The sequence below is a fragment of the Pseudomonas sp. GW822-FHT06D10 genome (assembly GCF_058799535.1).
Genome location: NZ_JBXALN010000005.1, coordinates 576,904 through 600,279, shown reverse-complemented (window position 1 = coordinate 600,279; position 23,376 = coordinate 576,904). Strand labels below are relative to the sequence as shown.

Here is a 23,376-nt window from a genome sequence, read left to right as displayed (position 1 = left end):
GCTGCGAAACTCTGAAAAACCGATGCAGGCCAAGGGTCTGTAACGCGCGCGATACCTCGGCCCCATCGATTCAGGCTCATTTCTTCTTCAGGCAATCACTCATGAACGCCTTGCGCGCATCGCCCTTGAGCGCCTGGGTGGTGGCCGTGGCGTTGCAGGTCTTCATTCTTTCCTGAGGCGTGGACGGGGTAGCCGCAGCTGCCGGGGCCGCCTTGAGGCAAGTGCTCATGAAGGCTTTGCGCTCATCGCCCTTTAGGGTCTTGGCGGTGGCCTCGGCATTGCAGGTGGTCATCTTGTTCTGCTGGGCGGTGGCGGCAAAACCCTGGGAGCACAGCAGCAGGCCCACCATCAACAACGGAATACGCAACATCTTCATGGAGTTTTCTCCTTGTCACCGCACCGACGGGCACGGCCTCCAGCGCAGTGTAGACAAAGCCTGTTACACCTTCACCTGTTCTGCAGGCCGGCCCGGCGATACTGCTCCGGCGTGCTGCCAGCCTGGCGCTGGAACATCGCGATAAACGCCGAGGCGCTGCTGTAGCCCATGTCGAAGGCGATTTCCTGGATGCTGCGCGAGCTCTCCAGGGCCTCGATGGAGGCCAGGAAACGCTGGCGCTGGCGCCATTCGCCAAAACTCATGCCCAATTCGCGCACGAACTGCCGGGCCAGGGTCCGCTCGCTGACATGGGCCAGCCCCGCCCAGTGGGCCAAAGGCTGGTTGTTGCCCGGTTCGGCCTGCAGGGCCTGGAGCACCCGCAGCAGGTCGGGGCTGCTGGCGTAGGGCAGGTAACAGGTATGCACCGGCGCCTGGCGCAACTGGTCCAGCAGCACCTGGGCCAGGCGCTGGTCGGCCTCACCCTCGGGGATCTGCACGTCACGGGCGGCGAAGTCCTTGAGGATCGCCTTGAGGATCTCGCTGATGGCCAGGGTACTGCCCCCGGCCGGCAACTCGGCACACAGCTCCGGGGCCAGCAGTACGGCGCGGTAGTTGATCGGCTGCGCGGTGTAGAAACTGTGGGGCGTCTGTGGCGGCACCCACACCGCATATTGCGGCGGCGACATGAAACGCTGGCCGGCAATCTCCATGTGCATCACGCCGTGGGCCGAATACTCCAGGCAGCCCCAGGGGTGGCGATGCTCCAGGGCATGGCTGTGGGCGGCGAAGTCGGCATAGCGGAAGTACACCGGCGCGGGCAGCCCGTGGAAATCCAGGAGATCGATGTGTTTTTTGCTCATGCTGTCCGGATGTCGGGGCGGGTTGTCCGGTTCGCAGTATAGGCATTGATCCGGACAAGAGGATAATCAGCCTTCATCAACTGTCTGGTTGTCTCCATGCAATACGCTTATCCACTGCTGGCCATCTTTATCTGGGCCGGCAATACCGTGATCAACAAACTCGCCGTGGGCGCGATCTTTCCCGCGGAGATCGGCTTCTATCGCTGGTTGCTGGCGGGCCTGCTGTTTACCCCCTTCATGCTCAAGCCGGTGATCAAGCACTGGCCGGAGGTCCGCCCCAACCTCTGGCGCATCGCCATTCTCGGCGTGCTGGGCATGGCGGTGTACCAGAGCCTGGCCTACTTCGCCGCCAGCCTGACCTCGGCCACCAACATGGGCATCATCCTTTCGCTGATGCCGCTGATGTCCCTGGCCATGGCCATCGCGGCCCTGGGCCAGCGCCTGACTGCCGGAGCCCTGGTGGGCGCCGTGCTGTCCTTCGCCGGAGTGCTGGTGGTGGTGTCCTCCGGCAGCCTGGCCGCGCTGCTGCAACACGGGGTCAACCTGGGGGACGCGATGATGCTGGTGGCCACCCTGGCCTACGCCATCTACAGCACCCTGCTGAAGAAATGGCAGCTGCGCCTGCCGCCGCTGGTGCTGTTGTATCTGCAGGTGCTGGTGGCGGTCGTGGTGCTGCTACCGTTGTTCCTGGCTTCGCCGAAGGTAGGCCCGACTCTGCAGAACATTCCGCTGGTGCTCTATGCCTGCCTGCTGGCTTCGATGCTCGCGCCCTTGGCCTGGATGCAGGCGGTGGTGCGCCTGGGGCCAAGCCGGACCACGCTGTTTTTCAATCTGCTGCCGTTGATCACGGCGCTGATTGCGGCAGTGGTGCTGCATGAGCAGTTGGCCTGGTTCCATTTGGTGGGTGGCTTGCTGACCTTGGGCGGGGTGATTCTCTCGGAACGCTGGACCACCGTGCTGGGACCGCTCGCCGGCAAGCCGGCTTCTGCCGGGCAACGCTGAGATCAGAGGCCGGCGGCCTTGAGGCGCCGGGCATGTTCGACGAACAGGCGGATCGGCTCCGCGCCCTTGCCCACCAGCCCCAGGGACTGATTGACGATATCGAAATGGTCCAGCGGGTAATCATCGCCAATGACCTGCCCCAGGTGCGAGCTGTAGCGCCCCACCATGCCGTCGCACTGGCCGGCTTCACGGACGAAGGTGCGGGCGAACAGCCGGCAACTGCGGTTGGTGCCGTCGAACAGGTTACGCCCGCGGTTGGTCTTGCCCGGCTGCAAAATGCCGGACCAGGAGTAGTAGTGCACACCGTCGACCTGCGCCGCCCCTTGCCCACCCCATTCCTGCGGTAACCCCTGGGGGTACTGGCGGTTGAACAGGGCCACGCCCTCGGTGGTCAGGGACTGGTGCGAAGCATGGATATCCACCGGCTGCTTCGGTCCGCGATAGCCGGTTTCCAGCAACCGCATCAGGCTTGAAATCCCCCTTAGCAGCAGGCTCAGCACTCGCCCCCGCAGGCTATGGGCGGGTGAATGCCGTTGCAGATAATCCGCCAGCTCGGAGCCATGGTTGGGCCCCGCCACCGACGTTACCGAGGCCACCCAGTCCGGGCGCTTGGCGGCGGCATAACGCGCGGTGAGCGCGCCCTGGCTGTGGCCGATCAGGTTGACTCGGGCGGCGCCGGTCTCGGCCATGATCCGCTGGATCTGCGCCAGCAACTGCTCACCGCGCACCTCGCTGGAATTGAGCGGCGAGACCTGCACCGCGATCACCTGCGCCCCGCCCCGGCGCAAGGCCGGAATGATCCCGTACCAGTAGGGGTACAGCAGCAGGCGGACAAAGCCGAGCATACCGGGCACCAGGACCAGGGGGTAACGGGTGGCAAGCTCTTGGGACATGCGGCGACATCCTTGCGCGAAGGCAGCGGGGCTGGCTGAAAGCTAGACCATAACCGGGGCCGTCGTCAGCCCCCATGACGCTTTGGCGACAAACCGGTGACAGCCCGTTTCTCCCGGCAGCTACTTCAGCCCGGCCACCCCCGCCACGATCAGCCCCACCGACACCAGCTTGACCGCCGTCAGGCTTTCTCCCAGCAGCAGGCAGCCCAGCAGCACCGTGCCCAGGGAACCGATGGCGGTCCAGATCGGGTAGGCCACGCTCACCGGCAACTCGCGCATGGCCAGGGTCAGGAAATAGATCCCGCCCACCGCCGCGACCACCGTCAGCAGCGACGGCCAGGGCCGGGTAAAGCCCTCGGCGTACTTCATGCCCATGGCGAACGTGACCTCGAAGGCCGCCGCCAGCAGCAGGAACATCCAGGCCATGGCGCCGCCCCCTCAGAAACTCTGCGCCAGGGCCAGCAGGCGCTGCTGGGCTTCGCCACAGGACTGCGCGAATCGCTCGGGCGCCGACTCCTCGCCTTCCGCCGCAACCACGGTGACGTCTTCGATACCGATAAAACCCAGGGCCGTGCGCAACCAGCGGTCCGCGTGGTTCATCGCTTCATGCTCGCCCCCCGGGCCAAAGCCGCCCCCGCCGCGGCTGGTAACGATCAACACCTTCTTGCCCTGCACCAGGGGCTGGTACTGGGCCACGCCGTTGTCCTGCTGGGTGTTGAAGGTCAGCCCCAGGCGCACGATGTGATCGACCCAGGCCTTGATCCCGCTGGGCACGCTGAAGTTGTGCATTGGCGCCGAGATCACCAGGCGCTGATGGCCAAGCAACTCCGCCACCAGTTCGTCGCTCAGGGCCAGGTCGGCCTGCATCGACAGAGGCCGCGCCTCGGGCTGTGGATAAAACGCGGCGGCGATAAAGGCTTCGCTGACGTGGGGCAAGGCACCCCGGCCAACCTCGCGCCGGGTCAACCGCCCCTGGGGATTGGCCGCTTGCCAGGCCTGGAGGAAGGCGTCGGCCAAGCGCCGGCTGTGAGAGCGCTCGCCCCGTGGGCTACCGTGGATCGCAAGAACTGTACTCATCTCATCTGCCTCAGACGGGTTGCTGATGGCGGCCTTGAAACCAAGGCCGGTCCGCGCTAAAGCTAAGAGCACAGCCGCACTGCAACAAATGAACAGAATTTCTTCCAGATGAATTTATCTCAGCCATGGAGCACTCGATGTTCGCCCACCTGCCCCTCACCGCCCTGCGCACTTTCGAGTCCGCCGCGCGCCTGCTGAGTTTCAAGGCCGCCGCCGAGGACCTGTCGGTGACGCCCACCGCGGTGTCGCACCAGATCCGCAGCCTGGAGCACTGGCTGGGGGTGGCGCTGTTCGAACGACTGCCGCGCCAGGTGCGCCTGACCGAGCCCGGCCAGCGCTTGTTTCACAGCTTGCACGGTGCTCTTTTGGAAGTGACCCAGAGTGTCGATACGCTGCGGCCCACGCCCAGCAATGCCCAACTGACCGTTTCCACCACCGCGGCCTTTGCCGCCCTGTGGCTGGTGCCGCGGCTGGGGCGCTTCTATGCCCGGCACCCCGGCATCAGCCTGCGCCTGGATACCCAGTGCGAGGTGGTGGACCTGCAACAGGACGCCAGCATCGACGTGGCGATCCGCTATAGCCAGGAGGGCTACCTGGACCTGCACGGCCTGTGCCTGTTCGACGAACGTTTCGCAGTCTACGGCTCGCCCCAGCAGGTGGCCCTGGCCCGCCAGCAGGCGCCGACCCTGATCAGCGTGCACTGGCGCAACTCCCGGCTGTATGCCGACGGTTGGCAGGCCTGGTGCGCCCAGGCCGGGGAAAGCTGGTTCGATGACGCGCCGCTGATCCGCTCCTACGACGAGGAACAGTACGCCCTGCAAGCGGCCATTGCCGGCCAGGGCCTGGTACTGGCCAGCGACATCCTGGTGTCCCAGAGCGTGGCCAGCGGCCTGCTGCAACCCTACCGACCCGAAGTCCAGGTGGACGGCGCCGGCTACAGCGCCCTGTGCGTGCCCGGCCGCGAGCGCCATCCGCCGGTGCGCGCCTTTCTTCAATGGCTGCAGCAGGAATCATTGCTGGCCGGGCACCCGCCCCTGGCACGCAGTTGACCGCCGGGCACATCCGATAAAACTTTTTGCCGCCGCCGCGACTCACAACCAAGGTAGCGATCAGGCCAACAGAGCCTGGCGTAAATCGGATTAGCCTCCAGGAGATCGAGATGAGCGACATGCATTTGTCTGATGTGAACACCCTGCGCGAACGGGCCCGCCAACACGTGGAAAACGGAGCCGTGACCGAGGGCTACAACGCCGATCGCGAGGAGATACTGCGCCTGCTCAACGAGTCGCTGGCCACCGAGCTGGTCTGTGTGTTGCGCTACAAGCGCCACTACTTCATGGCCAACGGGATCAAGGCCAGCGTCGCCGCCAGCGAGTTCCTCGAGCACGCCACCCAGGAAGCCGAGCACGCCGACAAACTGGCCGAGCGCATCGTCCAGCTCGGTGGCGAACCGGAGTTCAACCCCGACCTGCTGTCCAAGCACTCCCATGCCCAGTACGTGGCCGGCAACACCTTGAAGGAAATGGTCTACGAGGACCTGGTGGCGGAGCGCATCGCGGTCGACAGCTACCGCGAGATCATCCAGTACATCGGTGACAAGGACCCCACCACTCGCCGCCTGTTCGAAGAGATCCTGGCCCAGGAAGAAGAACACGCCGACGACATGGCTGACATCCTCAACGACCTGTAACGCCCTCTCCCCCAAGCCCGCCCTGCCTGCAGCGGCGGGCTTTTTTCTGGCCGCGCGCACTGGCCCTTAATGAGTCGGTTTCACCGTCACCGGTGCCTTGCCCGAGCGCATCTGCTGCAACAGTGGCGCGCACTGGTTGGGCTCATCGCCGCTGGGCGCCACCAGCGCCAGCAGGCCCGCCGCCGGCCCGGCGATCACCCCCAGGGCCACCATGCCGGCACCGCGCAGTACCAGGGGCACGGCCTTGACCCCGGCACTGGGCTGGATGAACTTGCCCTGTACATAAAGCGGCGAGCGCAGGGAGAACAGGCGCAGGCCCTTGGATTCCGGAGTGATGGTCAGGTCCAGTTGCTCGCTGGCCATATTGGCGGTGCCATCGATGTAGATGATGGCGTTCTCGGTGTCGAAGACGAACAGCCGGGAAGTCGCCAGGCCGCTCTTGATGCCGAAGTCGGCCGCCGCGCAATTGATCTTCACTTCCTTGTCGCCAAACATCTTGCCGACCACATAGTTGCCGACGTTGAGCCCGGCGATTTCCATCAGGCTGCGGCTGATGGCGCCATCGTTGATCAGCATCTTCAGGTCACCGTTGGCGCTGCCCAGCAGGGCCGCCACCGAGTTGCCGCGACCGGCGATGTCGGCATCGCCATTGAGCTCGCCAAAGCTGGTCTTCATCGGTTCGAAGGTGGGGAACAGTTGCTTGAGCTTGAAATTGCGCGCCGTCAGCCTGGCCCGGCCCTCCAGCGGCGTGGTGTGGCCGTTGAGGCGGATCTGGGCGTCGAGCTTGCCGCCGGCCACGCCGAAGCGCAGGGGCTCCAGGCTGAGCTGGCCGTCGTTGAGCACCAGGTGGGTGTACAGATCGGTGAACGGCAGCTCGGCGCTGTGGACGATGCGCTTGCCGGTGAATTCCACATCGGCGTCCATGTCCCGCCAGCGCTCGGTGCGGAACTCTTCCACCGGCAGCACCTTGTCCGCCGGCTGCTTGCTCTCGCCGCCCCGGGCCTTCTGCTTGGCGTTGGAGTCGGCGCCGATCAGCGGCGCCAGGTCGCTCATCAGCAACTGGTTGGACACCAGCGCGCCACTGAGCTTGGGCCGTGGCTGGCTGGCCACGTAGGTCAGGTTGCCGTGGATGTCGCTGTCGCCGATCTTGCCGTTGAAGTCCTGGTAACTGAAGGTCGCGCCCGCCGGATCGTGCAGCTTGGCGGTCAGGTGGCCGTCGGTGGAATAGGGCGGCGAATCCGGCAGGGTCACCCCGGTCAGCGGGTAGAGGTTGCCCAGGCTGGTGCCCGCCAGCTTCAGGCGCAGGTCCAGGGCGCCGAGGTTCAGCGGGTCGGTCAGGCTGCCGCGCAGCTCCACCTTGGTGTCGCCGATCTGCGCCTGGGCCTGCAGCGGAAACGGCTTGCGGGAATCCTGCAAGGCCAGCAGGCCGCCGATCTTGCCGGTGCCGGCGAGCTTCTGCCCGTGATACTGGCCCTTGACCTTGAGGGCGAAGGCATAGGCCTGGGCCTCGGCGCCTTTCTCGGCCACCTTCTTCGCTTCACTTTCACCGACGATATCGCTGAACGGGATCGGCTTGCCGAGCAGTTCCACCTGCAGATCCAGCTGGGTCTTCAGGCTCTGGTCATCGAGGGTCACGTGGCCCTTGTCGAAACCGATGGCACCGATGTCCACCGTCCAGTTGGACGGTTCGGCGTTCGGGTCCTTGGGGTCGAACTTGAAAGTCCAGTTGGCGCGCCCATCGGCCAGGCGCTGCAACGCGGCGACGGGCTCGGTGAGGTCGATGCGCGGAATGCTCACTCGTTGCGCCAGCAGGGCCAGAGGCGAAATGCGCAGCTCAACCCGCTTGAGGCTGACCATCTGCGGCGCCTTGGACCAGTCCGGGTTGCCCAGGGTCAGGTCCTGGGCCACCACGTGAGGCCAGGGCACCCAGGCCCGCCAGCCACCTTCGTCAGGTTCGCGTTGCCAGACCACCGACAAATCGCCATTGATCGCGAAGGGCCGGTGCAACTCCTCGGAGACCTTGGCATTGAGCGTGGGTTTGATCCGGTTCCAATCGAAGAACGCGATCACCAGTACCAGCACCGCCAGTAGCAGGATCAGGCCAGTGATGGACCAGGCGAGAATTTTACGAGTGCGCGTCATTGCACGAGGCTCCTGAAGACAACTGAGCGCCCAACCACGACGCATCGATGAACTGCCGATGGAAAAATCACCGGCCATGAAAACTACGACTGACAAAGCCCGCGCAGGTTTAATCCGACTACCCGATCCGCTGAAAAAACCTGTTTTCCTGATCACTTGGACAGCTTTGTGTTACCTCGAACTGCCCCTCCCTGAAGCGGCAGTGAGTCGAAAATACCCACCCTGGTGCAAAAGCAATCGGCGTTAACGCCCGAGCTAGAGCCTTCGCGGCAAACAATCAATTCCGTTGATTATTACCATTGTGTTTATGAACTTTTATATCGATTTAGCGGCGGTAACATTAGCTCCGTACCCAATTTATCGCCCTACCAAGGAGCAACCCATCATGAAACGCCAACTTTTACTGAGCCTCGCCTTATCTGTTCTGGCTGCCAACGCCTTCGCCCTGCCAGCCGCTGAACAAGCCACCCCACAGGTCAAGGCCAGCCACAGCGTGTTCACCCAGACCCTGGCCGAAGGCGGTTCGGATCGCCTGATCGAACGCAACAAAGTCGCTGCCGACGGTTATGACCGTACTCCACAAGGCCAGAGCGTTGCCGAAGACGGCTATGATCGCACCCCTCAAGGCCAGAACGTTGCCGAAGATGGCTACGACCGTACACCTCAAGGCCAGAACGTCGCCGAAGATGGCTACGACCGCACCCCACAAGGTCAAAACGTAGCTGAAGGCGGCCGTGATCGCCTGGAAGAGAAAGGCCTGGTGGAAGATGGCTACAGCCGTACACCTCAAGGTCAGACCGTTGCCGAAGGCGGTGCTGATCGCCTGGCCGAACGTCATCAAGCTGCGAGCTGAGGCCATGGTGGCCCTGGAAAAAAGCCCGATCCCTGGATCGGGCTTTGACTTTTATAGCAGCTGCATTTTTCCCCCTGCCTCTCCCTCCTGTCTCTGACAGCAGTTCGACTCCGGCAAAGTGGATTTGCTAGAGTGCGCCGCTCCCATTGAGCAAAGAACGCCCCGCCGATGCTGCCCCGCGCCGAACAGAAGCAACAGACCCGCAACGCCCTGATGGATGCCGCCCGGCACCTGATGGAGTGTGGCCGTGGGTTTGGCAGCCTGAGCCTGCGGGAAGTGGCGAAAGCCGCGGGTATCGTGCCCACCGGGTTCTACCGGCACTTCAGCGACATGGACCAACTGGGCCTGGAACTGGTCAGCGAAGTCGGCCAGACCTTTCGCGAAACCATCCGCTTGGTGCGCCACAATGAATTCGTCATGGGCGGCATCATCGATGCCTCGGTACGCATCTTCCTCGATGTGGTGGAAGCCAAGCGCTCGCAGTTCCTGTTTCTGGCCCGAGAGCAGTACGGCGGCTCGCTGCCGGTTCGCCAGGCCATCGCCACCTTGCGCGAGAACATCAGTTCGGACCTCGCCGCCGACCTCACCCTGATGCCCAAACTCCAGCACCTGGACGCCGCCGATCTCAGCGTCATGGCCGACCTGATCGTCAAAAGCGTGTTCGCCACCCTGCCCGACATCATCGATCCCCCGGCCCAGGCCCTGCCCGAACACCTCACGCCCCAGGCCAAGATCACCCAGCAACTGCGCTTCATCTTCATCGGCCTCAAGCACTGGCAAGGCCTGGGCAGCACCGAGTAACTCGCCCGCACCGCTCCCCCCTTCACACTATGCGCCCCGCTCTGGGTTGCGCGTTTGCGCCTGCCCGCCCGCCGGGCACCGGATTGCAGCAAAAACATTTCCCGCGCACCAACTCAGTGCTATAAATCAGCTCAGCGCATCAATTTGTAACAAGATGAAACAAGGTTTTGCCCCTTTTTCAGGCGCAGTTCCGGCATCGAGAAAGGGTTTTCCCTCTCCACCGAGTGATTGGCAAGGCCCTTGCTCTGGCTTGTGCATCGCTCATAGCTGGAAGCTTTCCGATGCTGGTGATCCACCGCAGAACCGCCCCCCAAGCCACCTGGTCCGCCGAACTGCACCTGACTTACGAGGCCCGCAGCAAAAGCCGCCTGCGCTGTTTCAGTGCCGCCGGTGAAGACGTCGGCCTGTTTCTGGAGCGGGGCCAGCCACCGCTGCACGATGGGGAGTTCCTGGAGGCCGAGGACGGGCGCATCGTCAAGGTCTGCGCCCGCCCGGAAGCCCTGCTGCACGTCACCTGCCGCAACGCCTTCGAACTGACCCGCGCCGCCTATCACCTGGGCAACCGCCACGTGGCCCTGCAGGTGGGTGACGGCTGGCTGCGCCTGCTGGACGACTATGTGCTCAAGGCCATGCTCGAACAGCTGGGGGCCAGCACCGCGCCCCTTGAGGCACCGTTCCAGCCCGAGCATGGCGCCTATGGCGGCGGCCACCATCATTCGCGCCACGGCGATGAAGACTTCAACTATCCGCCGCGCCTGCACCAGTTCGGCGTCCGCCCATGAACCCGGCCTGGGCCCTGCTGCGCCTGGCCAGCCCGCAGTTGCCGATTGGCGGCTACAGCTATTCCCAGGGCCTGGAAATGGCCGTGGAGCAGCAGCGGGTACATGATCAGGCCAGCGCCCGCCGCTGGATCAGCGATCAGCTGCTGCTGAACCTGGCACGCTTCGAAGCACCGCTGCTGCTCGCCCACTGCCAGGCCGCAGCCGACCAGGACTGGGCCCGCTTGCAGCAGTTGAGCGAGGAACATCGGACCAGCCGCGAAACCCGCGAGCTTTACCAGGAAAGCCGGCAGATGGGTTATTCCCTCAAGCAACTGCTGGAGGGTTTGCCGGAACTGGACAGCGATGCCAGGGAACTGCTGACGCACCAGAACGAACCACACCTGGCCCTGGGCTGGGCCCTGGCGGCACGGGCCTGGGGCATCAGCCCGGCGGACGCCCTGGCCGCCTGGCTGTGGAGCTGGCTGGAAAACCAGCTGGCGGTGCTGATGAAGACCCTGCCCCTGGGCCAGCAGGCCGCCCAGCGCCTGACCAGCGAGCTGCTGCCACTGTTGCAGCAAGCCCAGCACCACGCCGCGAACCTTGACCCCAACCATCATGGCAGCGCCGCTTTCGGCCTGTCCCTGGCGAGCATGGCCCACGAGCGCCAGTACAGCCGCCTGTTCCGTTCCTAGGAGAAACTCATGAACGCACAACCTCTGCGCGTCGGCATCGGCGGCCCGGTGGGCTCCGGTAAAACCGCCCTGACCCTGGCCCTGTGCCTGGCCCTGCGCGAGCGCTACAACCTGGCGGTGGTGACCAACGATATCTATACCCGCGAAGACGCCGACTTCCTGGTACGCAATGAGGCCCTGGCGCCGGAACGGATCATCGGCGTGGAAACCGGCGGCTGCCCGCACACCGCGATCCGCGAAGACGCCTCGATCAATCTGGAAGCGGTGGACCAGTTGAACCGGCGCTTTCCCGGGCTCGACCTGATCCTGGTGGAGTCAGGCGGCGACAACCTCTCGGCCACCTTCAGCCCCGAACTCTCCGACCTGACCATCTATGTGATCGACGTTTCCGCCGGTGACAAGCTGCCGCGCAAGGGCGGTCCGGGCATCTGCAAATCCGACCTGCTGGTGATCAACAAGATCGACCTGGCGCCGCTGGTGGGGGCCTCCCTGGAGATGATGAACAGCGATACCCAGCGCATGCGCGGCGGCAAGCCGTTCGTCTTCAGCAACCAGAAAACCGGCCAGGGCCTGGCGGACATCATCGCCTTCATCGAACGCCAGGGCCTGCTCACCGCGGCCTGATCCCCGAACCCAATCCGCTCAACAAGGAAAGCCACTCCATGACCCTAAAACGCATCCTCGGGGCCCTGGCCCTGCTGCTGACCCCGGCCCTGGCCTTCGCCCACCCGGGCCATGGCGACAACGGCCTGATGGCCGGTATCAGCCACCCCATCAGCGGCCTCGACCACCTGCTGGCCATGCTCGCTGTCGGCCTGTGGGCCGCCCAGCAGCAAGGCGCCGCGCGCTGGGCGCTGCCTTGCACCTTCGTCGGCACCATGCTGATCGGTGGCGTGCTGGGCTTCGAGGGCCTGGAGTTGCCGGCCCTGGAAAGCGGCATCGCCGCCTCGGTATTGGCCCTGGGCCTGGCCGTGGCCCTGGCCGTGCGCCCGCCCCTGAGCCTGGCGATTGCCGCCACCGCGCTGTTTGCCCTGTTCCATGGCGTGGCCCACGGCCTGGAACTGCCGGACATGTCCAGCCCCTGGGCCTATGCCACGGGTTTCGTGGCCGCTACCGCTGCCTTGCATGCCGCCGGTTATGCCGTGGTGCGGGCACTGCCTCAGGCGGCAGCGCCGCTGGTGCGTCTGGCCGGTGCGGCCTCGGCCGCTACGGGCGTGTGGTTGCTGGCAGGCTGATCCCTGCTTCATCTGCAGGAGCCGGCTTGCCGGCGAAGGCGGTCTTGCGGGCCTCGTTCGCTGGCAAGCCAGTTCCTGCCAGCAGGTCGTGCTCGGCGGGCAAGCCGCCTTGTGGGGCTTCTCTGGTAACATGTCGCGCATTCAAAACTGCCGTGACGACGCCAGCCAATGCCTGATGTATCCCGTTCCGCCGCCTCGCCTGAATCGAGCGCTCTGTTCAACGCCATGCAGCAGCATTTCCACAAGGTGATAGTGCCGCTATGGCAGGGCCCGGGCTGGAACCCGCAGTTGGCGTTGCCCTATGAGGCGCTGGACGCCGAGCATCGGCCGCTGCCACCGCAGCGCTATCGGGCCATGGCTTGCGCCCGGCAGTTGTATCTGTTCTCCCAATTGATCGGCGATGCCGCCGCGCCCTTCGCCCAGGAGCGCGCCGCCGCACTGTTCCGCTCGCTGCAGCGGCACTTTCACGACGCCGAGCACGGCGGCTGGTTCTACAGCATCGACCCCGAAGGCGCGCCGCTGGATAGGCGCAAGGACCTCTACACCCACGCCTTCATCCTCTTCGCCTGCGCTCACTACTGGGCCAAGGTCCGCGAGCCGCTGGTGGAGTCGGTGCTCAACGCCGCCCTGGAAGTGGTAGCCCAGCGCTTCGCCCGCGGCGACGGGCTCTACGAAGCCAGCCTCGCCGAGGACTGGTGCATATTGGGTTCGGGGCCGCTGCAGAATCCACTGATGCACCTGGCCGAAGCCTTTCTCGCGATCCTGGCCGTACGCGAGGACGCTGCGGTCCAAGCCGCGTTGCTGGAACTGTGCCAGGCCATACAGCAGCAGTTCATCGACCCCCAGCACGGGGTGATGATGGAGAAGCCCCTGGGAGCTGTGGATAACTGGTTCGAGCCGGGGCACCAGTTCGAGTGGTACTTCCTGCTGGCCTCATCACAGTTACTGCGCGGCAGCGCCCTGCACGCTTGCGTGGAACGAGCCTTCGCCTTTACCGAGCAACTGGGTGTCGAGCCCGAGAGCGGCGCCGTGTGCGCCATGCTCGAACTGCCGCCCCGAGCCGGCGTCAAGGACGCCACCCAGCGCATCTGGGCCCAGGCCGAATACCTGCGTGCCCTGACCTTGCGCCCGGCCGGCCAGGCGCCCTTGCTGCGTCAGCTAAAGGCGCTGCAAGCGCATTTCCTGCATGCAGGGGGCTGGAATGAATGCCTGGATGCCAGCGGCGCGGTCAGCCGGCGGGATATGCCCTCGACCACGCCTTATCACCTGGCGACCTGCTATCGCGGGCTGGCGGAATATTTTGCCTGAGGCCCTTGGCCGGCAAGCCGGCTCCTGCAACACCCCGTAGGAGCGGGCTTGCCCGCGAAGGACGCACCGCCCATCAAGCGATCCACTTGCGATCCCCGGTAAAGCTGATGGTCAGCCAGCGCGCTGCGTCGGCCTCTCCCAACAGGCTGGAAATCTCCTCGCGCAAGCGGTCCAGAGTCGCCACATCCTGCAGCGGATAGTGCGCCGGCAAGACGATATGGATCTCGATGAACCGCGCCCGACCGTGCTTCTGCACGTAGCTGATGTAGTCGTCGAAACCATGGGCGGCCTTGGCCTGCTCCATCACGTTGCGGACCTTTTCGTCCAACTGGTCCGGGGCGATCCCCAGCACATCACGCAGGGCCGGGCGCAGGATCTTCAGCGCCGGCGGCAACATGCTCAGGGCCAGCAGGATCAGGATCGCCGGGTCGACATACACCGCCCACTGGCCGTGCCCGTACTGCTTGAGCAGCAAGGCGATGATGAAGCTCACCAGCAGCCCCACCGATAGCATCGCGTCCACCAGCCAGCTGATGTTGTCGAACTGGATCAGCGACGACTTGAGCTTGCGGTTACGCCGGCGCACGTAGAAGAAGTAGGCGAACTCCGCCACGGCGAAAAACGCCGCATAGAAAATCACCAGCCCCAGCTCGACCTCGCGGCCACCATTGATGATGCCGAACACCCCATTGAGGAAGGCGTAGATGGCGATGAGCATCAGGAAGCTGCCTTCGATCAGCAGCACCATGGGTTCCAGGTGCCAGAAGCCGAACTGGAAACGGTGGTTGCTTTCCTTGGCGATCAGCTTGGCGGTGATCAGCATCAGGACCTTGATGAAGGTGGCGATCAGCGAAAAAAATCCATCGAACAGGATGGATTGGGCGCCAGAAACAAAACCCGTGACGATACCGGCGATCGCCACGGCGAACATCAGTACGGTCGATTGTTTGAGCAGAGCCTGCTCACCTCGGTTACTCACAATTCCTCCTATCGAACTTCAAAAACGCCGCCTCGTGTGAGGCAGCGGCGAAATTTCCGGCGGGAATTCTAACCTGTCAGGGCTGACCACAAGCTGAAACGAATCAGCTTATGTGTATCCGAGTACAACTGTAGCCGCTGCCGAGCGCTGGCGAGGCTGCGACCGCCTCCGCAAGAGGCGCAAGATCTTGCGGGCGCCGGAGGGCACTACGGCCCTGTCGCAGCCTGCGGCAGCGGCTACAGGAGACTCATGACTTGGCATTGCGTTCGATGGCGAAACCGGCCCAGGTCTGGCTCACAGGCATCAGCTCCAGGCTGTTGATGTTGACGTGTGCCGGGGTATTGAGCACCCAGAAAATGGTGTCGGCGATGTCCTCGGGCTGGATCGGCTCGGCCCCGGCGTAGGTGGCGTCGTAGCGTGCCTGGTCACCGGCGAAGCGCACCAGGGAGAACTCGCTTTCGCACAGCCCCGGCTCGATGTTGGTGACGCGCACGCCGGTGCCCTGCAGGTCGCAGCGCAGGTTCAGGGAGAACTGCTTGACGAAGGCCTTGCTCGCGCCATAGACGTGGCTGCCCGGGTACGGGTAGTTGCCGGCGATGGAGCCCAGGTTGACGATGCCTGCGCCGCGACCGTGGGCGATCAACCGTGGCAGCAGCAGGCGGGTGCTGTACATCAGGCCCTTGATGTTGGTGTCGACCATGGTGTCCCAGTCATCCAGGTCGCACTTGGGCGCCGGGTCCACGCCCAGGGCCAGGCCGGCGTTGTTGATCAGCCCGCGCAGCTTGCTGAACGAGGGCGGTAACTGGGCGATGGCCTCTTCCATGGCCTTGCGGTCGCGCACATCGAGCACCAGGCCATGCACCTCGGTCTGTTTGGACAGCTCCGCGCACAGGGCGCTGAGGCGCTCCTCGCGGCGCCCGGTCAGTACCAGGGACCAGCCGGCTGCGGCAAAGCGCCGGGCGCAGGCTTCGCCAAAACCGGAAGTCGCGCCCGTAATGAACAGTGTGGAAGTCATGGTGTTCTCCTTGCTGGGTGGCGAGCCGCCGTTTCGATAAAAAACGCTTCGCAGCATGCCCGGGCCGGCTCCTACCGGCAACCGCGCCGTTGGCCGTAAAGAGCCGCAAGCGGTGAGCGCGCCCGACGCTCGCTGTACAAAAAACACTCACCTGGCGCCAAGCCGCGGGTTACGTGGCCTGCAGCCATGTGCACGCACCTTATCCACAGGCCGGTCCACAGTCTTTGGGGGCAAGTGCAAAGGGCTGAAAGCCGCTATCCACAGGGCTTGCGTGGGTTCAGCAGAAGTTTTTTGCTTGACCCGGACCGCGGGTCCATGCAGCCGGCCCGGGCAAAGATGACCGCACGGTCAAGGTTGACAAGGCCAGAGGCCAGTAACTACGCCGCTCAGAGCCGTCTTTCCAGAGTTTAATCACAGACTTATCCACAGGCTTATCCCGACCCTTTTCCAGGTACGGCTGCGACAATAAAAAGGTTGACAAGCGCACCTTCAGCTCCCACAAAAAGCACCGATCAAAAAACAAACAATCGCCTGCAAGCCACGTGGTTAAAGGCCTGCAGCCAGCTACACCCACGTTACCCACAGCCCGCTCCACAGCAAACGGGGACAAGTCAAAACAGTGGAAAAACAACTGTTTGCAGCGTCTTTATGCCGCGTTAAAGCAGCTTGCCAGGAATGTTTTCCACAATTACCGGACACAGGCTCGGTGCAGGCGCAAAGCGCCAGTCGGCGCTCGGTGATATCAGAAAGGCGGTCAGGCGGCCCCCTTCGCTGGCAAGCCAGCGCCTACAGGGGAAGACGGGATGGGGTGGGCATAACAATGCCCCGGCGGCGCGGGCCGGCGGGGCATGCTTTATCACAGAACGGACGGTCAGTGGCCGCCCAGGTAAGCGTTGCGCACCTCCTCGTTGACCAGCAGTTCCTTGCCGGTGCCGCTCAAGCGGATCTCGCCGTTGACCATCACGTAGGCGCGGTCCGAGAGCTTCAGCGCGTGGTTGGCGTTCTGCTCCACCAGGAAGATGGTCATGCCGGTGGCCGCCAACTCCCTCAGGGTGGCGAAGATCTGCTTCACCACGATCGGCGCCAGGCCCAGGCTCGGCTCATCCAGCAGCAGCAACTTGGGCCGGCTCATCAATGCCCGGGCAATGGCCAGCATCTGCTGCTCGCCGCCAGACATGGTCATGGCCCGCTGGGTACGCCGTTCCTTGAGCCTGGGAAACAGCTCGAACATGCGCTGCATGTCCTCATTGGCGTACTTGTCGCCAATGGGGATGGTGCCCATCAGCAGGTTTTCCTCCACGGTCATGTCGGGGAACACCCGACGCCCTTCCGGGGACTGGGCGATGCCGTTGGAGGCGATGTAGTGGGACGATTTGTGGGTGATGTCCACACCGCGATAGAGAATCTGCCCGGACTCCGCCCGGGGCTGGCCGAAGATCGACATCAGCAGGGTCGACTTGCCGGCGCCGTTGGAGCCGATCAGGCTCACGGTTTCCCCTTCGTTGATGTGCAGCGAGACTTTCTTCAGGGCCTGGATCGGGCCGTAGTACACGTCCAGGTCCTTGAGTTCGAGGATAGGTTGAGTCATGCCAGCTCCTCTTCGTCGGCACCCAGGTAGGCGGCAATCACTTTCGGATCATTGCGGATCGCCTCCGGCCCGCCCTCGGCGATCACGTTGCCGTGGTCGAGCACCACGATGTGGTCGGAAATACTCATCACCATGCCCATGTCGTGTTCGATCAGCACCACAGTCAGGTCGTGCTCGTCGCGCAGCAGCCGGATCATTGCGCTCAGCGCCTCGGTTTCCTGGGGGTTGAGGCCGGCGGCCGGTTCGTCGAGGCAGATGATCTGCGGCCGGGTGCACATGGCCCGGGCGATCTCCAGGCGTCGTTGCTGGCCGTAGGACAACTCGCCGGCCAGGCGGTTGGCGCAGTCCACCAGGTCCACCACTTCCAGCCAGTAGAAAGCATGGTCCAGGGCGGCGCTTTCCGCCTTGCGGTAGCCCTTGGTGTTGAGGATGCCGGCCAGCAGGTTGCGGTTGACCCACATGTGCTGGGCCACCAGCAGGTTTTCCACCACGGACATTTCCTTGAACAGGCGAATGTTCTGGAAGGTCCGCGCCAGCCCGGCGCGGTTCACCAGGTGGGTGCCGCCGAACATCTTGTAGTACAGGCGGCTGGCGAAGCTTTTCGGCGAGACGAAGTCGGTGGCGCGAAAGGGCTCGCCCAGGAGCTTGATGACGTTGGTCTGCCGGCCCCGGGTATTGAGCTCGATGCGCCCGCCGGAGGCCTTGTAGAAGCCGGTCAGGCAGTTGAACACCGTGGTCTTGCCGGCGCCGTTGGGGCCGATCAGGGCGAAGATCGAGTTGCGCTTGACCTTCAGGCTGACGTCGCTGAGGGCCTTGATGCCACCGAAGTGCATCATCAGGTTTTCGACCGAAAGAATGTATTCGCTCATGGCGCGTTCCCCTCAGTCAGAGCACCTTTGCGTGGAGTGACGCCGGTGCGGCTGATGCGGATCAGCCCTCGCGGTCGCCAGATCATCATCAACACCATGAGAATGCCGAATAGCAGCACCCGGTACTCGGAGAAGCTGCGCAGCAACTCCGGCGCCACAGTCAGCACGAAGGCTGCGATCACCACGCCGACAGTCGAGCCCATGCCGCCCAGGACCACGATGGCGAGGATCAGCGCCGACTCGAAGAAGGTGAACGAGGACGGGTTGACGAAGCCCTGGTAGCTGGCGAAGAACACCCCGGCCAGGCCCGCGGTGGAGGCACCGATGGTGAAGGCCGAGAGTTTGACCAGCACATGGTTCAGGCCCATGGCGCGGCAGGCGATCTCGTCTTCACGCAGGGCTTCCCAGGCCCGCCCCACGGGCATGCGGGTCAGCCGGTGCTTGATGTAGAGCACCAGCAGCACCACCAGGAACAGCACGATGTAGATGAACAGGAATTTCAGGTTGGGGTTGTATTCCAGGCCGAAGAACTCATGAAACGGCACCCCGCCGTCCTTGGCCTTGCGGCCGAACTCCAGGCCCAGGAAAGTCGGCGACGGCACCGGCATGCCGTTGGGGCCACCGGTGAAGGACAGCCAGTTATTGAGCACCAGGCGGATGATCTCGCCGAAGCCCAGGGTCACGATGGCCAGGTAGTCGCCGTGCATCCTCAGCACCGGGAAGCCCAATATGCACCCCGCCAGGGCCGCGGCAATCGCCGCCAGGGGCAGCACGGTCCAGAAGCCCAGGCCCAGGTACTGGTAACCCAGGGCCAGACCGTAGGCGCCGATGGCGTAGAACGCCACGTAACCCAGGTCCAGCAGGCCCGCCAGCCCCACCACGATGTTCAGCCCCAGGCCCAGCAGTACGTAGATCAACCCGAGAATGACCACGGTCAGCAGGTACTTGTTGGCGAAGAACGGAAACACGATGGCGATCACGATCAGGGCCGGGATGATCCAGCGCAGCCGCGACTTGTAGTCCGGCGCCAGCACATGCACGCCGGAGCCGGTGCTTTCAAAGCCCTGGAGAATCTTCAGGCCCTTGGGGGTTTGCAGGAACAGGCTCAGGGCCAGCCGGCCGGCCATGACAATGGCTACCAGCCAGGCCACGCGAGTCGGCTGCAGGTTGAAACTGTAGCCATCGAGCACCACACCCACGATGGGGCCAAACACGATCAGCGAGATCAGCCCGGCCAGCACGGCGTCGATGACGCTCTTTTTGATATCAATCGGTTTATTGGCAGCAGACATACTTACACCTTCGCCACGAGTGGGCGACCCAGCAGGCCTTGGGGACGGAAGATCAGGATCAGCACCAGCAGCGAGAAACTGAACACGTCTTTGTAGTCGGAGTTGATCAAGCCGGAGAACAGCGACTCGGAGATGCCGAGGATGATCCCGCCGAGCATCGCCCCAGGCAGCGAGCCGATGCCGCCGAGTACCGCCGCGGTGAACGCCTTGATGCCGATGACGAAGCCGGCATAGAAGTCGAACGTGCCGTAGTTCATGGTGATCAGCACCCCGGCCAGGGCCGCCATGGCCGCGCCGATGACGAACACGTAGGAGATCACCCGGTCGGTGTTGATGCCGAGGATCGAGGCCATCTTGCGGTCTTGCTGGGTGGCCCGGCACATACGCCCGAGCTTGGTGTACTTGATGATGTAGGTGAGCAGTGCCATGCCGGCGAACGCCGCCACCAGGATGAAGATCTTGGTGTAGGTGAGCTGCACGAAGCCTGTGCCGATATCGACTTTCCAGGCCCCGGCCAGCAGGGTCGGAACCCCTTGCTGCTTGGCACCCTGGCTGATCTGCGCGTAGTTCTGCAGGATCAGCGAAATGCCGATGGCGCTGATCAGCGGCGCCAGGCGGGTGGAGTTGCGCAGGGGTTTGTAGGCCACGCGCTCGATGACCCAGCCATAGATCCCCGTCACCACGACGGTGAAGATCAGCGTGCCGAGAATGAGTAGCGGGAAGGATTCAATGCCGAAATAGGCCAGCAGAGCCAGACTGATTGCCGCGAGGTAGGCGGAAATCATGTAAACCTCGCCGTGGGCGAAGTTGATCATGCCGATGATGCCATAGACCATTGTGTAGCCGATGGCGATCAGACCGTAGACGGACCCGAGGGTCAGCCCATTGATCAGTTGCTGCAGGAAAATACCATCCATAACGCAATCTCACGGACTTGAGAGACTGCACAGGCCGTCGACGCCGGACAGGGATCACCCGTCTGCGCAACACGTCCGTTGTGCAGCTCTACGAGAAAAGGCAAGTACTGCACGAGCAGGGACCGGTACCAGGGGGTGGTACCGGTCCGTTCGGACTCATGTCACTTCTGTTTTTCCAGCTGGTGGTACTTGCCGTCCTTGTCCCACTGATAGACCACGTAGTCGGAAACCTTGAGGTCACCCTTGGCGTCCCAGGACTTCTCGCCCATCACGGTTTTCACCGGATTGGCCTTGAGCCATTTGGCCGCATCTTCGCCCTTGTTGGACTTGGCGCCGCCGAAGCCGGCCGCCAGGGCCTGGATCGAGGCATAAGCGTACAGGGTATAGCCCTCGGGCTCGGTGCCGGCCTTGCGGAAGGCATCCACCACGGCCTTGCTGTCCGGCAGCAGGCGCGGGTCGGCGCCGAAGGTCATGTACACGCCGTCAACGTATTGCGGGCCACCGGCGGTGGTCACCAATTCGTCGGTAACGATGCCGTCGTCGGACATGAACTTGACGTCCTTCAGGCCCTGCTCGCGCAGTTGGCGTACCAGCGGACCGGCTTCCGGATGCAGGCCGCCGAAATACACCACGTCGGCGCCGGCGGCGCGGATCTTGGTCACCACGGCGCTGAAGTCTTTCTCGCCACGGGTCAGGCCCTCGTACAGCACCGGGGTCACGCCGCGCTTGGTCAACTGTGCCTTGGTGGCATCCGCCAGGCCCTGGCCGTAGGTGTCCTTGTCGTGCAGCACCACGACTTTCTTGCCCTTGAGCACATCGATGATGTAGTCACCGGCGACGATGCCCTGCTGGTCGTCACGCCCGCACATGCGGAACATCGCGGAGAGGCCACGCTCGGTGACCTGGGGGTTGGTGGAGCCCGGGGTGATGGCAATCACACCGGCGTCGCTGTACACCTCGGAAGCCGGAATGGTCGACGAGGAGCAGAAATGCCCGACCACGCCGGCCACCTTGTCCTGGTCCACCAGGCGGTTGGCCACTGCCACCGCCTGCTTGGGTTCACAGGCGTCATCGCCCTTGACCAGGACGATCTTCTCGCCATTGACCCCGCCCTTGGCGTTGATCTCGTCAGCCGCTGCCTGTGCACCCTTCATGTACTGCTCGCCAAATGCCGCGTTGGCGCCTGTCATGGGACCCGCTACACCGATCTTCAGGTCGGCTTGAGCAAACGCAGAAACACCCAGCGCAGTTGCCACTGCGAGGGCCAGAAAGCCTTTCTTGTAAAACGTCTGGGACATGAGGTGGTGCTCCAAGGTTTTTTTAGTTGGCACTGCGACTTCACTAAGGTTGCTCAGAGCAAGCGCCGTGCCAGTGGTTTTTTATTCTGAAAAAAGTCGCTGTCTTATTGTTATTTCGACTGTTTCGAGCCCTTTTTTATTGGGCGTGCAACCGTCTAAACCGCGGAAGGTAAAACCCTGCTTTTTAATGGGCGCAACCCATGCGTGCCATCATTGCAACCGCGACACAATTCAACGTGCAACCCTGCTGTAACAGCTCGCGTCACCGAACTGCACACTGCTGGTGCGAGACTGCTACGAGCCGCACCATTACAGGCTAGTCGCTGCATCGAAAAGCGTCGTCGGCCGCCCACTATTTCCTTGTTCAGATCACAATTCGCAGGCACTGGCCCGCGTGATAGAGGGAAAAGCCGGCTTCGTACAGGCAACTGCGCAAGCCCACGCCGGCCAGGGGCTGCATGGCTGCGAAGGGGATCGGCAGGGCCTGGGGGTCGCCGTTGCACAGGTAGTCGGCGAAGGCCTTGCCCACCACGGTTCCGGTGGTCACGCCCCGGCCGTTGTAACCGGTGACAGCCACCAGGCCCGGGGCCGGCTCGAACAGGCGCATCAGGTGGTCGGGAGTGAAGGCGATGCAGCCGGTCCAGGTGCATTCCCACTCCACCGGCTTGAGGTACGGGAAGTAATGCTGCTGTACGCGGTCGGCCCAGGCCTTGAGGAACCACAAGGGCTTCTGGCTGCCATTGCCCAGGCTACCCAGCAACAGGCGGCCCTCGGCATCCCGGCGGATGCTGCTGAGCACCTGTCGGGTATCCCAGGAGCCCTGGCCCCCGGGCAGGATCTGCCGGGCCGCTTCTTCGGTCAGGGGCGCGGAAGCCACCTGGTAGTAGTAGCCGGGGAAGAAGTTGCGCCGCAGCTCGGTCCAGTCGCCTTCGGTGTAGGCGTTGGAGGCGATCACCACCTGCTCGGCCAGCACCGAGCCCTGCTCGGTCTGCACCGACCAGCGCCGGCCCTGACGCTCCAGGCGGGTGACCGGGGAATGGTCGAACAGACGCCCGCCCAATTCCGTCGCCGCCCTGGCCAGGCCGCTGACGTAAGCCATGGGGTTGAGGGTTCCCGCCCGCCGGTCGAGCAGGGCCGCGGCAATCTTGCGAGTGCCGGTGGCCGCCTCGCACGCCGCGCCGGTCAGCAACTCCACGGGGGCCCCGCGACGTTTCCACTGTTCTTCACGGCTGCGCAGATCAGCCTCACCCCGGGCGTTGTGGGCCATGTGCAAAGTGCCTTCGCGGCGCAGCTGGCAATCGATGTGGTACTTGTCCACCAGGCTGAACACCAATGACGGCGCCGCGCCGAGCATGCGGTTGAGCTGGTTGCCCACCTGCTCGCCGAAACCGGCCTCGATCTCGTCCGGCGGGATCCACATGCCGGCGTTCACCAGCCCGACGTTGCGCCCTGAACCGCCATGCCCCGCGCGGTGGGCTTCGACCACACAGACCCGCTTGCCCTGCTCCAGCAAATGCACGGCGGCCGACAGCCCGGTGAAGCCGGCGCCGATGATGCACACATCCGCCGTCAGCTCGCCCTTGAGCGGCGCCCTGTCAGGCCGTTGCGGAGTGAGTGTTTCCCACAGACATTGTTCTTGTAGCGCCATTGCCAGACTCCGAAATCAACGAACCACAGACGCTGAAACGCACTTGCCGCTGTTCGCCAGCAAGCTGGCTCCTACAAACC

At 63.9% G+C, this 23,376-nt stretch carries 24 protein-coding genes; 10 read left to right on the top strand and 14 right to left on the bottom strand.

Annotated elements, in window-relative coordinates; translation table 11 throughout:
- Positions 1 to 76 precede the first annotated feature (76 nt).
- Positions 77 to 376 carry a PsiF family protein gene (locus AC1RL5_RS19985; RefSeq protein ID WP_011058988.1) on the bottom strand — a complete coding sequence of 100 codons (300 nt, stop codon included), beginning with the start codon at positions 374 to 376 and terminating at the stop codon, positions 77 to 79.
- 71 nt (positions 377 to 447) lie between these two features.
- Positions 448 to 1,236, bottom strand: a complete 789-nt coding sequence (locus tag AC1RL5_RS19980) for an AraC family transcriptional regulator (protein WP_011058987.1) — start codon at positions 1,234 to 1,236, stop codon at positions 448 to 450.
- A gap of 96 nt (positions 1,237 to 1,332) precedes the next feature.
- On the opposite strand from AC1RL5_RS19980, the gene AC1RL5_RS19975 reads away from it, so the two are divergent.
- Positions 1,333 to 2,238: a DMT family transporter gene (locus tag AC1RL5_RS19975; RefSeq protein ID WP_011058986.1), complete on the top strand. Its 906-nt coding sequence runs from the start codon at positions 1,333 to 1,335 to the stop codon at positions 2,236 to 2,238.
- A gap of 2 nt (positions 2,239 to 2,240) precedes the next feature.
- On the opposite strand, the gene AC1RL5_RS19970 is transcribed toward AC1RL5_RS19975, so the two are convergent.
- The 3 genes from AC1RL5_RS19970 to AC1RL5_RS19960 all read right to left on the bottom strand — a co-directional run bounded on the left by AC1RL5_RS19970 (position 2,241) and on the right by AC1RL5_RS19960 (position 4,208).
- Positions 2,241 to 3,131, bottom strand: a complete 891-nt coding sequence (locus AC1RL5_RS19970) for an esterase/lipase family protein (protein ID WP_072452015.1) — start codon at positions 3,129 to 3,131, stop codon at positions 2,241 to 2,243.
- Positions 3,132 to 3,251: 120 nt separating this feature from the next.
- Positions 3,252 to 3,557, bottom strand: a complete 306-nt coding sequence (locus AC1RL5_RS19965) for a DMT family transporter (RefSeq protein ID WP_011058984.1) — start codon at positions 3,555 to 3,557, stop codon at positions 3,252 to 3,254.
- A gap of 12 nt (positions 3,558 to 3,569) precedes the next feature.
- A complete protein-coding gene (locus AC1RL5_RS19960) occupies positions 3,570 to 4,208 on the bottom strand; it encodes an FMN-dependent NADH-azoreductase (protein WP_072452016.1) in 639 nt (212 codons plus the stop codon).
- 125 nt (positions 4,209 to 4,333) lie between these two features.
- Between AC1RL5_RS19960 and AC1RL5_RS19955 the strand changes: the two genes are divergently transcribed.
- Together AC1RL5_RS19955 and AC1RL5_RS19950 are read left to right on the top strand one after the other, a co-directional pair.
- On the top strand, positions 4,334 to 5,257 hold the full coding sequence (locus tag AC1RL5_RS19955; protein WP_162470465.1) for a LysR substrate-binding domain-containing protein: 924 nt from the start codon (positions 4,334 to 4,336) through the stop codon (positions 5,255 to 5,257).
- Between the two features lie 110 nt (positions 5,258 to 5,367).
- Positions 5,368 to 5,898 (top strand): ferritin-like domain-containing protein, encoded by a 531-nt coding sequence (locus AC1RL5_RS19950; RefSeq protein WP_015633957.1) that lies wholly within the window; start codon positions 5,368 to 5,370, stop codon positions 5,896 to 5,898.
- Positions 5,899 to 5,964: 66 nt separating this feature from the next.
- On the opposite strand, the gene AC1RL5_RS19945 is transcribed toward AC1RL5_RS19950, so the two are convergent.
- The gene (locus AC1RL5_RS19945; RefSeq protein WP_492589540.1) at positions 5,965 to 8,040 is read right to left on the bottom strand and encodes an AsmA family protein; all 2,076 of its coding nucleotides are present in this window, start codon (positions 8,038 to 8,040) and stop codon (positions 5,965 to 5,967) included.
- A gap of 385 nt (positions 8,041 to 8,425) precedes the next feature.
- Here AC1RL5_RS19945 and AC1RL5_RS19940 point away from each other — a divergent pair, with 385 nt between their 5' ends.
- The 7 genes from AC1RL5_RS19940 (at position 8,426) to AC1RL5_RS19910 (ending at position 13,690) form a co-directional block, all read left to right on the top strand.
- Complete coding sequence (locus AC1RL5_RS19940) at positions 8,426 to 8,893, top strand: hypothetical protein (protein WP_011058979.1); 468 nt, start codon at positions 8,426 to 8,428, stop codon at positions 8,891 to 8,893.
- 168 nt (positions 8,894 to 9,061) lie between these two features.
- On the top strand, positions 9,062 to 9,694 hold the full coding sequence (locus AC1RL5_RS19935; RefSeq protein ID WP_011058978.1) for a TetR family transcriptional regulator: 633 nt from the start codon (positions 9,062 to 9,064) through the stop codon (positions 9,692 to 9,694).
- Between the two features lie 281 nt (positions 9,695 to 9,975).
- Positions 9,976 to 10,476 carry an urease accessory protein UreE gene (gene ureE, locus AC1RL5_RS19930; protein WP_015633955.1) on the top strand — a complete coding sequence of 167 codons (501 nt, stop codon included), beginning with the start codon at positions 9,976 to 9,978 and terminating at the stop codon, positions 10,474 to 10,476.
- Positions 10,473 to 11,147, top strand: a complete 675-nt coding sequence (locus AC1RL5_RS19925) for an urease accessory protein UreF (RefSeq protein WP_145713753.1) — start codon at positions 10,473 to 10,475, stop codon at positions 11,145 to 11,147. Before ureE ends, AC1RL5_RS19925 begins: the two co-directional genes overlap by 4 nt.
- A 9-nt stretch (positions 11,148 to 11,156) precedes the next feature.
- Positions 11,157 to 11,771: an urease accessory protein UreG gene (gene ureG / locus AC1RL5_RS19920; RefSeq protein WP_011058975.1), complete on the top strand. Its 615-nt coding sequence runs from the start codon at positions 11,157 to 11,159 to the stop codon at positions 11,769 to 11,771.
- Positions 11,772 to 11,809: 38 nt separating this feature from the next.
- Positions 11,810 to 12,382 carry a HupE/UreJ family protein gene (locus tag AC1RL5_RS19915; protein ID WP_492589539.1) on the top strand — a complete coding sequence of 191 codons (573 nt, stop codon included), beginning with the start codon at positions 11,810 to 11,812 and terminating at the stop codon, positions 12,380 to 12,382.
- A gap of 168 nt (positions 12,383 to 12,550) precedes the next feature.
- On the top strand, positions 12,551 to 13,690 hold the full coding sequence (locus AC1RL5_RS19910) for an AGE family epimerase/isomerase (RefSeq protein WP_492589538.1): 1,140 nt from the start codon (positions 12,551 to 12,553) through the stop codon (positions 13,688 to 13,690).
- 73 nt (positions 13,691 to 13,763) lie between these two features.
- Here AC1RL5_RS19910 and AC1RL5_RS19905 read toward each other — a convergent pair whose 3' ends face one another.
- The 8 genes from AC1RL5_RS19905 to amaA form a co-directional block, all read right to left on the bottom strand.
- A complete protein-coding gene (locus AC1RL5_RS19905) occupies positions 13,764 to 14,669 on the bottom strand; it encodes a cation diffusion facilitator family transporter (RefSeq protein ID WP_492589537.1) in 906 nt (301 codons plus the stop codon).
- 247 nt (positions 14,670 to 14,916) lie between these two features.
- Complete coding sequence (locus AC1RL5_RS19900) at positions 14,917 to 15,684, bottom strand: SDR family oxidoreductase (protein WP_041115482.1); 768 nt, start codon at positions 15,682 to 15,684, stop codon at positions 14,917 to 14,919.
- Between the two features lie 871 nt (positions 15,685 to 16,555).
- Complete coding sequence (locus tag AC1RL5_RS19895) at positions 16,556 to 17,272, bottom strand: ABC transporter ATP-binding protein (RefSeq protein WP_011058970.1); 717 nt, start codon at positions 17,270 to 17,272, stop codon at positions 16,556 to 16,558.
- Entirely contained in the window at positions 17,269 to 18,141 is an 873-nt protein-coding gene (locus AC1RL5_RS19890) for an ATP-binding cassette domain-containing protein (protein WP_011058969.1), read from the bottom strand. The genes AC1RL5_RS19895 and AC1RL5_RS19890 overlap by 4 nt, the downstream gene beginning before the upstream one ends.
- The gene (gene livM / locus AC1RL5_RS19885; protein WP_011058968.1) at positions 18,138 to 19,433 is read right to left on the bottom strand and encodes a high-affinity branched-chain amino acid ABC transporter permease LivM; all 1,296 of its coding nucleotides are present in this window, start codon (positions 19,431 to 19,433) and stop codon (positions 18,138 to 18,140) included. Before livM ends, AC1RL5_RS19890 begins: the two co-directional genes overlap by 4 nt.
- A 2-nt stretch (positions 19,434 to 19,435) precedes the next feature.
- Positions 19,436 to 20,350 (bottom strand): ABC transporter permease subunit, encoded by a 915-nt coding sequence (locus AC1RL5_RS19880; protein ID WP_011058967.1) that lies wholly within the window; start codon positions 20,348 to 20,350, stop codon positions 19,436 to 19,438.
- Between the two features lie 161 nt (positions 20,351 to 20,511).
- Positions 20,512 to 21,648 (bottom strand): branched-chain amino acid ABC transporter substrate-binding protein, encoded by a 1,137-nt coding sequence (locus AC1RL5_RS19875; RefSeq protein WP_011058966.1) that lies wholly within the window; start codon positions 21,646 to 21,648, stop codon positions 20,512 to 20,514.
- A 364-nt stretch (positions 21,649 to 22,012) separates the two neighbouring features.
- Positions 22,013 to 23,296: an L-pipecolate oxidase gene (gene amaA, locus AC1RL5_RS19870; protein WP_145713745.1), complete on the bottom strand. Its 1,284-nt coding sequence runs from the start codon at positions 23,294 to 23,296 to the stop codon at positions 22,013 to 22,015.
- Between the last annotated feature and the right edge of the window lie 80 nt (positions 23,297 to 23,376).